This window comes from Streptomyces sp. NPDC005931 (assembly GCF_042871235.1).
Lineage (GTDB): Bacteria > Actinomycetota > Actinomycetes > Streptomycetales > Streptomycetaceae > Streptomyces.
This window is the reverse complement of the sequence record NZ_JBIAIG010000006.1, coordinates 130,957-143,003: the sequence shown is the minus strand read 5'-3', so window position 1 is coordinate 143,003 and position 12,047 is coordinate 130,957. Positions and strand designations below refer to the sequence as shown.

Sequence of the window (12,047 nt, the reverse complement as noted above, 5' to 3'; positions counted from 1 at the left end):
GGTTGTTGGGGGGCGATGCCGTCGCGCGACGGCCTCATGGGCGTTACACTGTGACACATGACGCCTATTCGTCACAACAGCTCGGACAACGACGCCGTGCTGGACGCCGTGCGCGACTGCGTGCTGGCCGTCGGCGTGCGCCGCACCACGCTGACCGACGTGGCCCGTCGCGCGCGGGTCTCGCGGATGACGCTGTACCGGCGCTGGCCCGATGTGCGCTCCCTGGTCGGGGACCTGATGACCCGTGAGTGGGTTGACGTGGCCACCGGCGCCATGCCCGAGCCGCGGGCCGGGGTGCACACGCGCGGCCGGCTGGTCGAGGGGCTGGTGGCGGGCGTGCGAGCGTTCGGCGGGCATCCACTCTTCCGGAAGATCGTCGACGTCGATCCCGAGCTGCTGCTCCCCTACGTGCTGGACCGCCGCGGCGCGAGCCAGGAGGCCCTGCTGGGACTGCTGGCCGGCGCCCTGCGCGAGGGGCACGCCGACGGCTCGGTGCGCGTCGGCCATCCCGAACGGCAGGCCCGGTCCGTCCTGCTGCTTGTCCAGTCCTTCGCCCTGTCGCTGCGGACCATGACCGACCCGGACGACCCCGAGCTGACCTGCGAGTCCTTCCTCGCCGAGCTGCGCGACATCCTGGAGAGGACCCTCACGCCATGAACTCCCCCAGCGGTCCGGCCACCACGGGCTCCGCCCCCTCCTCCCTGTCCGCCGCACGGCGCGCCCGTGAACTGACCGAGAGCGTGGGCGGACCCGTCGTCGACGTCCTGGTCGTCGGTCTCGGTGCCACGGGTGCCGGGGCGGCGCTGGACGCCGCCGCCCGCGGCCTGAGCGTGGTGGCCGTGGACGCCCACGACCTGGCCTTCGGCACCTCCCGCTTCAGCAGCAAGCTCATCCACGGCGGGCTGCGCTACCTCGCCTCCGCCCAGCTCGACGTCGCCCACGAGAGCGCGGTGGAGCGCGGGGTGCTGATGGAGCGCACCGCACCGCACCTGGTGGGCGCGCAGCCGTTCGTGCTGCCCCTGACCCCCCTCGTCCCGCGCGGTCAGGCCGCGCTGGCCCGGGCGGGCTTCCGGGCCGGGGACGCCCTGCGCCTGGCCGCCCGCACCCCCCGGGCCACGCTGCCCCCGCCGCGACGGCTGTCCGCGGTGGAGACCCGCCACCTCGCCCCCGCCCTGCGCGGCGACGGCCTGCGGGGCGGCCTGCTGTCCTGGGACGGCCGGCTCACCGACGACGCCCGGCTGGTGACCGCCCTCGCCCGCACCGCTGCCGCCCACGGCGCACGAATCCTGACCCGCGTACGGGCCCTCGCCCTGACCGCGTCCGGAGCCACCGTCCGGGACGAACTCACCGGCGAGACGGGCGGGATACGTGCCCGCGCGGTCGTCAACGCGTCCGGTGTCTGGGCGGACGGCCTGGTCGACGGCATCCGGATCCGTCCCTCGCGCGGGACCCACCTCGTGCTCCGCCCCGAGAGCCTCGGCCCCCTCCCCGCGGGCCTGCACATACCGATCCCCGGGGAGAGCAACCGCTTCGTGCTCGTGCTGCCCCAGGACGACGGCCGGGTCTACGTCGGGCTCACCGACGAGCCGGTGGACGGGGACATCCCCGACGTCCCCCAGGCGCCCGAGACGGACATCGGCTTCCTCCTCGACGTCCTGGGTTCGGTGCTGGACGTGCCGGTCCGCCGCGACGACGTCGTCGGGGCCTTCGCCGGACTGCGGCCCCTGCTGGACACGTCGGCGGCCGGATCCGGCGCGGCGCCGAGGACCTCCGACATCTCCCGCCGGCACGCGGTCCTCACCTCGGGCGACGGGGTCGTCACCGTCGTCGGCGGCAAGCTCACCACCTACCGCCGCATGGCCGAGGACGCCGTGGACACCGCCGTCCGTGTCCGCGGCCTGCCGGCCGGGCCGTCCCGTACGTCGACCCTGCCGCTCGTGGGAGCGGCGCCGCGGCGCGTGCTCGCCGCGGTGTCCGCACCGCGTCGGCTGGTGCGGCGCTACGGGACCGAGGCGGCGGCCGTCCACGAGCTCGGGACGCGCGACCCACGGCTGGGCGAACCGGTCCTGCCCGGACATCCCGTCACCGGAGCGGAACTGCTGTGGGCCGTGCGGCACGAGGGCGCGCTCGACGAGAGCGACCTGCTGGACCGCCGCACCCGCATTGGACTCGTCCCGGCCGACCGGGCGGTGGCCCTGGACCCGGTGCGCGACCTGCTGGCCGCCCACGCGGCGGGACGGGGCTGAGCCGGCGGCGGGGACGGCGGGCGGCCCCCGCCCGGCCGGTGCGGGCGGGGGCGGAACCGGCCGGTCAGCCGCTGTGGACGCCGACCTCGCGGAGCGAGTATCCCCAGTCGGTCCCCCGGTCCAGCATCTGCACGCGCACGTACCGGGCGGGTACGGCGGTGAACCGGGCGGTGTCCAGGCCGCCGTCACCGGCGGTGGTGGACCAGGCGGTACGCCAGTTCGTGCCGTCGGCGGACAGGTCCACGCGGTACGAGCGGCCGTAGGCACGCTCCCAGTCGAGCGTCACGCGTCCGACCCGGTGCGTCTGCCCCAGATCGATCCGCAGCCACTGGTCGTCGCTCCAGCCGCTGGCCCACCGGGTGTCCGGCCTGCCGTCCACGGCCCGGCCCGGGCCGTAGCCGGTGAACGGGTTCCACTCGACCGAACTGGCCGTGGCCTGCGCGCCGGCGGCTTGGTTCACGTCCGCACGGTGGTTCTCCGAGGCTGCCCAGGTGTCCAGGTAGGACTCGGCGCCCCGGAAGAGGTCGTCCACCACGTCCTGTCCGCCCACGCGCCGGATGTCCTCGATCCAGTCGGGGACCAGGCCGTAGTGCGCCGCACCGTCGGTGTTCAGGTCCCAGGTGCGCAGGCCGGTGGTCTGCCGGTCGATGACCGAGCCCCCGTCGACGCTGCGGAAGGGATAGGTGACGGGGTGGGCGGCGTCCGCGCCGCGCGGGGCGGGCCAGCCGCCGACGCCGTTCATGTCCGTGCCGTAGCCGTAGCCGACGCCGTACTTGTCGCGCACCGCCTCCGTGCGCCTCGCCTCGCCGACGAAGCCCTCCGAGCCGTGCATGTACTGGGCGATGAACCCGCCCAGACCGTAGACGCGCTCGGTCCAGTTCAGGTCCATCCAGCTGTGCGAGGAGAGCACACCCGGGTACCGCTCGGCCTCGAAGAGGTCGAGCACGCGACCGGTGGCCCTGACGCTCATGTGATCGATCTCGAGCATCATGTTGCGCTTCATCATGCCGCGCACGGCGTACTCACCGAGGTCGGTGAGCCCGCGGACGTTGCACCGGGCGTCCGCCGCGTACGAGGGCACCTCCACGCCGGCCGGGAGCCGCTTCTCCGCCTCCGGTGCGGAGGCCAGACCGATGGGGTTGTCGTGCTGGGGGCCCGTGCACTTCTCCGTGCGCCAGAACGTGCCGGTGGACAGGAACTGGCCGACGTTGATGGCGGTGCCGAGCGCCCCCTCGTCGAAGCGAACGCCGCACAGCGCGTTGTCGAACTTGTGGCACAGGAACATGCTGCGCACACCGAGCGCGTGCAACTCGTCCAAGCCGGCGTCGATGTCCTCCTCGTCGCACTGCGGGACGTCCAGGACCTGCTTGCATCCGAACGGTTCGGAGGTCTCCACGCCCAGGACGACAGCGAGCCTGCCCTGCTCGACGACCCGGCGGGCCTGCGCGCTGTCGGTGACGATCCGGAACCAGCCCTTGCCGGGGCCGCCGTACATGCGGTCGACGTAGTCCTGCATGTCGTAGGTCAGCTTCGCCTGCAACCGGATCGACGTCATCTCGTCGCAGCTGCGGTCCTTGAAGAAGTACACGGAGCAGATCACGCCGTTGGTGACGAGGTCGTTGACCAGGACGCGCTGGCCGCCGCGCCAGGCGCGCTCGATCCAGGCGTAGTAGTTCTGCTGGTGGGTGAGGGAGTCGTGCGCGGGCCAGTCCGCGAAGGTGGGCCAGCCGACCGGGTCGTGCTTGCCGTCACCGCCGTTGGTGAGGAAGTCGAAGACGGCCAGGGAGCCGTCGGGGTAGTGCTCGGGGCAGTCCTTGAGCGCGTCGGCGATACCCTTCTCGGAGAACGCCTTGCCGCAGATGAGCCGCCCGCCGAAGGCCTCGTTGGACATGATGTGGTTGTGCGCGTCGACGAAACCGCGCACCTCTCCGCGGGAGTTCGTGCCCCGGAACGGCTCGCCGGTCACATTGATCCCCGAATCCGGCGCGGGCCGTGCGCTAGGTGTCCACCAGTCGTCGGCCGCCGAACTGGGCGTGGGTCCGAGGGCCGTGGCCAGCACCAGCAGGAGCAGCGAGACGACCGCGGCGGGCCGGCGGCGTCCGCGGTGCGGTCGGTTCGGGCGTCGAGTCATGGTCACTGCCCACGTCCCTCCGTCGGCGGGTGCCGGTCGGTGAACCGGAACGTCCGGATCGCGGACGTTCGATTGTCATGACCGGTGCAAGACATGGGCCGAGGATCCCCGGGGCCGAATACCGCGTCAAGAGCCCCCGGCCACCTGCCCGCCGGCCTTCGCCGAACCCGTCCCTTCGTGCGCGCGTCGCCGCTCCCGCTTGTCTCCCGGGTGACAACGGGCCGGCGCCCGCCGGGCGCCCCCTGGGGCACCACGTCCCCCTCAGGGGGCGACCGCCCGGCCCTGGCCCCGGCGAGAACTGAGCTGCCGCCACAGGCGCCTGCAACCACCGACCGAGGCCGGACGGCTGCGCCTGGCACGATGGGTGGTCGAGGGCGGCCGGCCCCTTCGCCGGGCCCGCCGAACGCTGTCCGGTCCACCCGCGCCACCGCCCCGCGGCGGGCCGACCGCCACCGGCAGCGGCCGCCGGCACGGCCGTCCGCTCCAGCCCCGCACCGCCCTGCGCTCCAGCCCCGCACCCCCCTGCGCCTGCGGCCTCCACGCCGGATCAGCTGGCCCGCCCTCCCCTTGTCCGACTATCATCCTTGGAACATCACTTGAGGTAGATTGACCACTTTGACCCGATATGAACTACCCAGAGTGACTGCCGCGCCTGAGTGAGTGATCCATGTCCCGCATCGGCTCCACGGACGACGGCGACGAGCTGCTGGCCAGGCTCGGGCGGCTGACGGCCCAGGCCCGCGCGCAGGCAGAGGTGCAGCGCTCCCGGGTCGAACTGGCCGTGGCCCTGCAACGCGGCATGCTGCCGCGCCACCTGCCCATGGCCCGCCGGCTGCGGCTGGCCGTGCGGTACGCGCCCGCCTACCAGGGACTCAACGTGGGCGGCGACTGGTACGACGCGTTCCGCATGCCCGACGGCCGGATCGGGCTGTCCATCGGCGACGTGCAGGGGCACAACATCGAGGCGGCGGCGTTCATGGGGCAGGTCCGGGTAGCGGTGCGGGCACTCGCCTCGGTCACCGGCGAGCCGGGAGAGCTCCTCGCCCTCACCAATGACCTGCTGCTGTCCCTGGGCTCCGACCTCTTCGCCACCAGCACGTTCATGCGGCTCGACCCGGCGACCGGGGAGCTGGAGAGCGCACGGGCCGGGCACCTGCCGTGTGTCTGGGCCACCCCGGACGGCCGCTGCGGGATCACCGAGGACGAGGGGGGACCGCCGCTCGGCGTCCAGCCGGGCATGAGCTACCCGGTGACCCGGTACCGGCTCGCCGAGGGCGCCGTGTTCGTGATGGTCACGGACGGTGTCGTGGAGGGCCCGTCGATGCACCTGGACGAGGGGCTCGACCAGGTGGTGCGGCTCGCGGGCGGCGCGGCCGTGGCGGGGACGGGGGCGGACGCGCTCGCCGCCGCGGTCATCAAGGGCGCCGAGCGGGTGGGGCACGAGGACGACGCGGCCGTCCTCGTCATCGGCCACGACGGCACGGACACCGGCTCGGACGGCCATGGCTCGGGGAGCCCGGCGGAGGACCCCGCCCCGGTCTCACCCGACGGCCGGCCGGACGCTCAGCCATAGGGCCGCAGCTTCGCCTCCCTCGCCTCGCCGACGGGACGGCACCGGTGTGTGATGACTGGTGTGGTGGCTAGCCAGGATCTTCGTGCACCGGCCCTCTTCGCGCTGCGGACGCTGGCGGTCGCCCTGTCCTACTACGCGGCGGGGCGGCTGGGCCTGCTGCGGGATCTGGTGGTCGCGGGCTCGGTGGTCTCACCCATCTGGCCGCCCACGGGCGTGGCCCTCGCCTGCCTGCTGCTCTTCGGTCTGCGCCAATGGCCGGGCATCGCGCTGGGTGCCCTCTTCGTCATCATGTCCCTCACCTCCCCCCGGCTGTCCTCGCTCGGCGTCCTGGTCGGCAACACCGCAGCGCCCGTCTCCGGCTTCCTGCTGCTGCGCCGGGTCGGCTTCCGCACCGACCTCTCCCGCTTGCGGGACGGTCTTGCCCTGGTGTTCCTGGGGGCGCTCACGGCCATGCTGATCAGCTCCACCATCGGCACCGTCATGCTGGCCGTCACCGACAAGCTCCCCGCGCGCAGCTTCTGGGCGGTATGGCTGGCCTGGTGGGTGGGGGACGCGATGGGCGTGCTCATCGTCACGCCGGTGCTGCTCCTGGCCCGCCGCGCGCACGAGCGTCTGCGCTGGTCCCGGTGGAAGGAGGCCGCGGGTCTCGCGGTCATCGCGGGGTGCCTCGTCCCGCTGTCCACGCACAGCAGGGCGAGTCTGCAGTTCCTCGTCTACCCGCTGCTGATCTGGGCGGCTCTGCGGTTCCGGCTGGCGGGGAGCCTGCTGTGCGCGCTGTTCGCCTCCGTCCTGGCCACCGTGGCCGCGACCGACCGGGTGGGCCCCTTCCAGGACCTGTCCGGCGTGGAGGTGATGATCAGCCTCCAGGCGTTCAACGGCGCCCTGGCGCTCACCGCCCTGCTGCTGTCGGCGGTGATCACCGAGCAGCACAACACCCGGCGCTCCGTGGAACGCGCCTGCCAGGAACTCGTCGAGGTGCTGGAGCACCTGACCGCGGGGGAAGCCCCGCCCGGCCGGCCCCCTCGGGACGACGCCGGTCGCCGGAGCGAGGACCAGACGGACGACGGCGGGGTGCCGAATGCCCCGTACCGCCCCTGACCCGCTCCCCTCCCCGGCGCCCCTCACCGCCTGACCTGGTGCCCGTCGGCATGCGCGGGCGAACGCGGGGCACAAGGAGGATCCGGAACGGGGAGGTATTCATGACGACGACGACGGAACCCGCGCGGCGATCGGAACTCGGGACGTGCCGTTGCTGCGACGACGACACCCCCGCGGTCGAGCAGGAGGAACCGCCGGAGACCCCGCGGGAACGCGTCAACCGCAGGTGGAACGAGATCATGCAGGAAACCCGCGTCGCCCAGACCGGCGTGCAGATCCTCTTCGGCTTCCTGCTGAGCGTGGCCTTCACCCCCCATTTCAGGGACCTGGGCACCTTCGACCACACCGTCTACGTCCTCACCGTGGTGCTGGGGGCGTCGGCCACGGCCTCGCTGATCGCACCGGTGTCGATCCACCGCTTCCTGTCGGGGCAGCGGATGAAGGACGAGATGGTGGAGGTCGCGCACCGGCTGATGATGTGCGGCATGGTGCTGATGGCTCTGACGATCGGCTGCACCCTGCTGCTCATCCTGCACGTCGTCGTCCCCGGCCTCCTCGCCGAACTGCTCGTCGGCGCGGTGATGCTCTGGTTCGGCCTGTCCTGGTACGCCCTTCCGCTGTGGCTGCGCCGCCGCTCCAACCGGCGCGCGGAACGCCGGGCGGCCCGATGACGGGGACGGACGACACGGACCTGTCGGCCCGGCGCAGGCAACGGCTGCGAAGACGTCTGGAGCGGCTGATCGGCATCGCGGCCACCGAGGGCAACGAACTCGTGCCGTTGCGCAACGGCGACGCGATCTTCCCCGCCATGCTCGAGTCCATCAGGAACGCCGAGCACACCGTGGACATGATGACGTTCGTCTACTGGCGCGGTGATGTCGCCCAGGAGTTCGCGCAGGCGCTCGCCGAGCGGGCCCGGGCCGGGCTGCGGGTGCGACTGCTGCTCGACGGGTTCGGGGCCATGGAGATCGAGCAGGACCTCCTCGACGCCATGGACGCCGCCGGGGTGCAGGTCGTCTGGTTCAGGAAGCCCGTCCGGCTGTCGCCGCTGAAGCAGAACCACCGCTGCCACCGCAAGGTCCTCGTCGTCGACGAGCACACCGCGTTCACGGGCGGGGTCGGCATAGCCGAGGAGTGGTGCGGCGACGCCCGGCACCCCGGCGAGTGGCGCGACACGCACGTGCGGGTGCGCGGTCCCGCCGTCGACGGCATCGCCGCGGCCTTCGCCCAGAACTGGGCCGAGTGCCACGACACGCTGTACGACGAGCGCGACCGCTTCACCGAGCACGAGCAGCCCGGCCGTGCCACCGTACAGGTGGTGCGGGGCTCGGCCGGATTCGGCTGGCAGGACATGCAGACGCTGATCCGCGTCGTGCTGACCTCCGCCGAGGAGCGCATCCGGCTGTCCACCGCCTACTTCGCGCCCGATCCGTACTTCGTCGGGTTGCTCGCGGACGCCGCACGGCGGGGCGTGAAGGTGGAGATCCTGCTGCCGGGGCCGTACACCGACCAGCGGGCCTGCCGGATCGCCGGGCAGCAGCACTACGAGACACTGCTCGACGCGGGCGTCGAGATCGGCGAGTACCAGCCGACGATGCTGCACACGAAGATCGTCACGGTGGACGGTGTGGCCTCCCTGATCGGCTCGACCAACTTCAACCGGCGGTCTCTGGAGCACGACGAGGAGGTCATGCTGGCCGTCCTCGACGAGGAGTTCACGGCCGCCCTCGACCGTGACTTCGACGAGGACCGCCTGCTGTGCGCTCCCGTGGACCCCGCCCGCTGGCGACGCCGCCGCCTCACCCTACGGCTGCGCGAGGCGGCCGTGACGCCCTTGCGCCGGTTCCTCTAGGACTCGGCATCCGCCTGCGCCGGGGCCGCAACATCGGGCTCGCCGTGCACCTTCTGGGTGAGCAGCCGCTGGACACCGGGGTCGGCTTCGGCCACTACCCGTACCGGCACGCGGGAGGCGGACCGCCCGCACCGGCACGCGGGAGGCGGACCGCCTGATGCCTGACGGCGGTGGCGGGCCCCTCCCCCGCTCCCGACTCGACGGGCCGTCAGGGCCCGCCCGTCACCTGAGCAGTGACTGGGCGTCTCCCATGACGACCACGGGGTGCAGACCGGGGTCGAGCCCACGCAGCAGTTCCCTCATGTGCCGCCGGTCCAGGCTCACGCACCCCTCGGTGGGGCCGTGGTGGTCCACGTGCAACCAGATGCCGCCGCCCCGGTCCGCGCCGAGCGGGCGCGTGCCGTCGAGCGGGGAGGTGCCCGGCACCCGGTTGTAGTCGATCGCCACGACGTAGTCGAAGGACCCGGCGAGCGGTTCCCCCTCGAAGCCGGTGCCGGTGATGGTGAATCCCGACGAGTGGTCGTACGGCAGCCGGGTGCCGGGGTCGGGCAGCAGTCCCCCGGCGTCGCTGAGCGTGAACACTCCTACGGGTGAACGGAGATCCCCCAGACGGTGTTCGTCGGTCCAGCCCTTCCGGGCGTTGCGGGCGGGCCATCGCGGGCCCTCCCGCCACCCGGACGCGGTGCGCCGGTACAGCACGGCCTCGGAGCGGTTGGCGTCCCTGGCCCGGCCGGTCACCACGAGGACCTGGTGGGTGTCGACCGGGATCCAGGCCAGCGTGCGCGGGCCGAGGCCGGGGATCGGGGCGGGCGCGCTCGGCTCCGCCGGGGTGTCGGCCCTGCCCTGTGCGGTGCCGGCCGTGCCGGACGGGCCCTGCGCCGGGGCCGCTGCCGTAGTGTGCCGCGCCGTGCCGTCAGTGGTCGTCCCGCATCCGGTGAGGACGGCCACCGTCAGCACCAGGGCGACGGCCGGCACGCGCAGACCCCGTCGGTACGGGCATTCGCTCGATGAAGCCATGCGGTAAGCGTGTAGCCGACCCGCCGGGAACCCGTCGGTTTCCGGCGCGAGTCGGTCAACGTCCCCCATCTGCCCACTCAGTGCATGGTGGGAAGCGCTTCCTCGGTCCGGCCGTACCATGGCTGGCCACCGGCAAGCAGGAAAGGGGCGTCACCATGTCCGAAGGCACGACGGCCGCCACGGATCTCACCTCGCAGTACACCGCCCAGGTGGCCGACGACCTGGAGCGCAACGTCAAGGAACAGGAGCGCGTCTCCGCAGAGATCACCGAGCTCCAGCGTCAACTGGCCGTACTGCAGCACGACCACACCGTTCTGGTGAACATGCAGCAGGCGCTGGGTCTCACGCCGGCGCCCGCCGAGCCCGCCGGCACGCCGGAGGACGACTCGGTGTCCGAGAGCGCGACCGTCCCGGCGCCGCGCGGAGACAGTGGCGCCAAGTCGGGTGCGGGCAAGCAGAAGCGCGGCCGGAAGACGGCGACCTCGGCGCGCTCCACGGCCCGGAAGCCGACGGCCCGCAGGACGGCGGGCGGACGGTCGGGGGAGAAGCCGTCCGCGGAGAAGCCGTCCGCGGACAAGTCGTCGCCGGAAGGGACCAGGGGCGTCGGGGGCCGAGCGGCGAAGCCGGAGGCGGCCGGGACGCAGAGCCAGAAGGTGGAGGGGCCCACGCTGGTCGACCTCGTCCGCCGGCACCTGACCGAGCAGAGCGAACCCCGCTCCGCGGCGGAGGTCGCCACCGCACTCGGACAGGCCCACTCGGGGCGCACCTTCAAGACCACCGTCGTGCGCAGCACCCTGGAGGGTCTCGTCGCCCGCAACCAGGCCCAGCGCACCAAGCAGGGCTCGTCGGTGTTCTACACGGCTCCCGACGGCACCGAGCGGTCCCCGGAGAACGAGGAGGCGACTCAGTCCTGACGCCGGCTCGGCTCCGCGGACGCGTGCGCGGGCTGGATCCGCAGCCCGGGGCGGCGGCGGTGGACGGTCAGGTAGGTCATTCCGTCGTCGCCGGCGGCGAGGCCACGCGTGGAGCCGTGCGGGAGCCAGGTCAGGCTGCCCCGGTGGAGCGGGTGCGTGCCGTCGGGGGCGGTCAGGGTGCCGTGCCCGGCGAGGACGAGCAGCACGACGTCGAGGTCGGGCTCGCGGTGGGTGTCGACACGCCGACCCGGCGGGATGCGCACCACGTTGGCGTCGAGTTGGCGGCCGGGCTCCTCGAGTCGCCACAGGGCACCTGCGGGCGCGTCGGCCAGTGCCGCGAGTGCGTCCGTGTCGCACAGGACGCGCGGAAGCGGGGCGTCGCCGTCGGCCGCCGCCGGGAAAATGGCGCCGTCTTCTGCCGTCATCGGGTGTCACCGTCCCCAGTCCACGGGCCCGCCGGTCGCGGACCGGCCGGCGAGGGACGGAATCCACTGCACCGCCCTCCGAACGGGAAACTAACAGACCCGGCCCGCGCGGTCCGCCGTCCCTGGCGGGGTGCTCAGCTGCCCCGGCGAGATCCGTGCGCCCCGGGCGGCACGTGCCGTGCGCGGCACCGGCGGTCACGGCCCGGCCGAGGGGGTGCGCACCTGTGCTTCGCCGGCCTCCGGGGGGCGGGCGGTTCGCCGCCGGCCTCGTCGGACGGGTGAGCGCCGTGATCGGCGCCGCCGTTGCGTCGGCAGGAGTGCTCTGACCGGCGCGTCGCATCGGCGCGAGGCGCCCCGCGATCGCGGCTGTCTCCGCGGCGGTGGCGTCCTGCACGATACGTCGGCCCTCCACCGTCACCGGCAGCAGCGTCTCGCAGCGGCCGACGGGGAGTGGGCCCGGTCGGCGAACCGGCCGCGATCAGCCGGTCGACCACGCGCATCGCGGTCGGCCGTACGCATCGCAGTGGTCGACCGTGCGCGTCGCGCCGCACGGGGCGGCGGCGAGCTGCTCGGCGAACGCGACCAGGGTGGTGCGCCGCGGCCGGAGAACGCCACCGGCATCCGGAAGCGCCGGCGTCGTACCGCGGTCCTCCACGGCGGCCACGACCGCGCCGGAACGGCCATCAGCTGTCGCGACGCGGCCGGCACCGCACGGGGTCACCTCGTCGCCGTCGTCCCCGGCTCCGAGCGGGTTCTCTCACGCCCGGGCGCGTGTCCGTCGTGCCGCGCCC

Annotated in this window: 10 protein-coding genes; 7 read left to right on the top strand and 3 right to left on the bottom strand. The window is 73.4% G+C overall.

The window, feature by feature from the left end; translation table 11 throughout:
• Window positions 1–57 precede the first annotated feature (57 nt).
• Entirely contained in the window at window positions 58–657 is a 600-nt protein-coding gene (locus ACFYOV_RS16675) for a TetR/AcrR family transcriptional regulator (protein WP_389088201.1), read from the top strand.
• Window positions 654–2,246 (top strand): glycerol-3-phosphate dehydrogenase/oxidase, encoded by a 1,593-nt coding sequence (locus ACFYOV_RS16670; RefSeq protein ID WP_389088198.1) that lies wholly within the window; start codon window positions 654–656, stop codon window positions 2,244–2,246. Before ACFYOV_RS16675 ends, ACFYOV_RS16670 begins: the two co-directional genes overlap by 4 nt.
• A gap of 64 nt (window positions 2,247–2,310) precedes the next feature.
• Here ACFYOV_RS16670 and ACFYOV_RS16665 read toward each other — a convergent pair whose 3' ends face one another.
• The gene (locus tag ACFYOV_RS16665; RefSeq protein ID WP_389088196.1) at window positions 2,311–4,377 is read right to left on the bottom strand and encodes a discoidin domain-containing protein; all 2,067 of its coding nucleotides are present in this window, start codon (window positions 4,375–4,377) and stop codon (window positions 2,311–2,313) included.
• Between the two features lie 667 nt (window positions 4,378–5,044).
• Here ACFYOV_RS16665 and ACFYOV_RS16660 point away from each other — a divergent pair.
• From ACFYOV_RS16660 to ACFYOV_RS16645, 4 genes are all read left to right on the top strand, one after another.
• Window positions 5,045–5,950, top strand: coding sequence for a PP2C family protein-serine/threonine phosphatase (locus tag ACFYOV_RS16660; RefSeq protein ID WP_389088193.1), 906 nt, complete (start codon window positions 5,045–5,047; stop codon window positions 5,948–5,950).
• 51 nt (window positions 5,951–6,001) lie between these two features.
• Window positions 6,002–7,048 carry an MASE1 domain-containing protein gene (locus ACFYOV_RS16655; protein WP_389088191.1) on the top strand — a complete coding sequence of 349 codons (1,047 nt, stop codon included), beginning with the start codon at window positions 6,002–6,004 and terminating at the stop codon, window positions 7,046–7,048.
• 101 nt (window positions 7,049–7,149) lie between these two features.
• Window positions 7,150–7,719 (top strand): DUF6328 family protein, encoded by a 570-nt coding sequence (locus ACFYOV_RS16650; RefSeq protein ID WP_389088188.1) that lies wholly within the window; start codon window positions 7,150–7,152, stop codon window positions 7,717–7,719.
• Window positions 7,716–8,900, top strand: coding sequence for a phosphatidylserine/phosphatidylglycerophosphate/cardiolipin synthase family protein (locus tag ACFYOV_RS16645; RefSeq protein WP_389088186.1), 1,185 nt, complete (start codon window positions 7,716–7,718; stop codon window positions 8,898–8,900). The genes ACFYOV_RS16650 and ACFYOV_RS16645 overlap by 4 nt, the downstream gene beginning before the upstream one ends.
• 222 nt (window positions 8,901–9,122) lie before the next feature.
• Here ACFYOV_RS16645 and ACFYOV_RS16640 read toward each other — a convergent pair whose 3' ends face one another.
• Window positions 9,123–9,917 (bottom strand): L,D-transpeptidase family protein, encoded by a 795-nt coding sequence (locus ACFYOV_RS16640; protein WP_389088183.1) that lies wholly within the window; start codon window positions 9,915–9,917, stop codon window positions 9,123–9,125.
• Between the two features lie 155 nt (window positions 9,918–10,072).
• Between ACFYOV_RS16640 and ACFYOV_RS16635 the strand changes: the two genes are divergently transcribed.
• Window positions 10,073–10,831 carry a hypothetical protein gene (locus tag ACFYOV_RS16635; protein WP_389088181.1) on the top strand — a complete coding sequence of 253 codons (759 nt, stop codon included), beginning with the start codon at window positions 10,073–10,075 and terminating at the stop codon, window positions 10,829–10,831.
• Here ACFYOV_RS16635 and ACFYOV_RS16630 read toward each other — a convergent pair.
• Window positions 10,822–11,256, bottom strand: a complete 435-nt coding sequence (locus ACFYOV_RS16630) for a cupin domain-containing protein (protein ID WP_389088178.1) — start codon at window positions 11,254–11,256, stop codon at window positions 10,822–10,824. The genes ACFYOV_RS16635 and ACFYOV_RS16630 overlap by 10 nt on opposite strands.
• Window positions 11,257–12,047 lie beyond the last annotated feature (791 nt).

Excerpts from the sequence above, each read along its gene's own strand:
- ACFYOV_RS16675 (WP_389088201.1), top strand. The coding sequence starts at position 58 with ATGACGCCTATTCGTCACAACAGCTCGGACAACGACGCCGTGCTGGAC.
- ACFYOV_RS16670 (WP_389088198.1), top strand. The coding sequence starts at position 654 with ATGAACTCCCCCAGCGGTCCGGCCACCACGGGCTCCGCCCCCTCCTCC.
- ACFYOV_RS16665 (WP_389088196.1), bottom strand. The coding sequence starts at position 4,377 with ATGACTCGACGCCCGAACCGACCGCACCGCGGACGCCGCCGGCCCGCC.
- ACFYOV_RS16660 (WP_389088193.1), top strand. The coding sequence starts at position 5,045 with ATGTCCCGCATCGGCTCCACGGACGACGGCGACGAGCTGCTGGCCAGG.
- ACFYOV_RS16655 (WP_389088191.1), top strand. The coding sequence starts at position 6,002 with ATGACTGGTGTGGTGGCTAGCCAGGATCTTCGTGCACCGGCCCTCTTC.
- ACFYOV_RS16650 (WP_389088188.1), top strand. The coding sequence starts at position 7,150 with ATGACGACGACGACGGAACCCGCGCGGCGATCGGAACTCGGGACGTGC.
- ACFYOV_RS16645 (WP_389088186.1), top strand. The coding sequence starts at position 7,716 with ATGACGGGGACGGACGACACGGACCTGTCGGCCCGGCGCAGGCAACGG.
- ACFYOV_RS16640 (WP_389088183.1), bottom strand. The coding sequence starts at position 9,917 with ATGGCTTCATCGAGCGAATGCCCGTACCGACGGGGTCTGCGCGTGCCG.
- ACFYOV_RS16635 (WP_389088181.1), top strand. The coding sequence starts at position 10,073 with ATGTCCGAAGGCACGACGGCCGCCACGGATCTCACCTCGCAGTACACC.
- ACFYOV_RS16630 (WP_389088178.1), bottom strand. The coding sequence starts at position 11,256 with ATGACGGCAGAAGACGGCGCCATTTTCCCGGCGGCGGCCGACGGCGAC.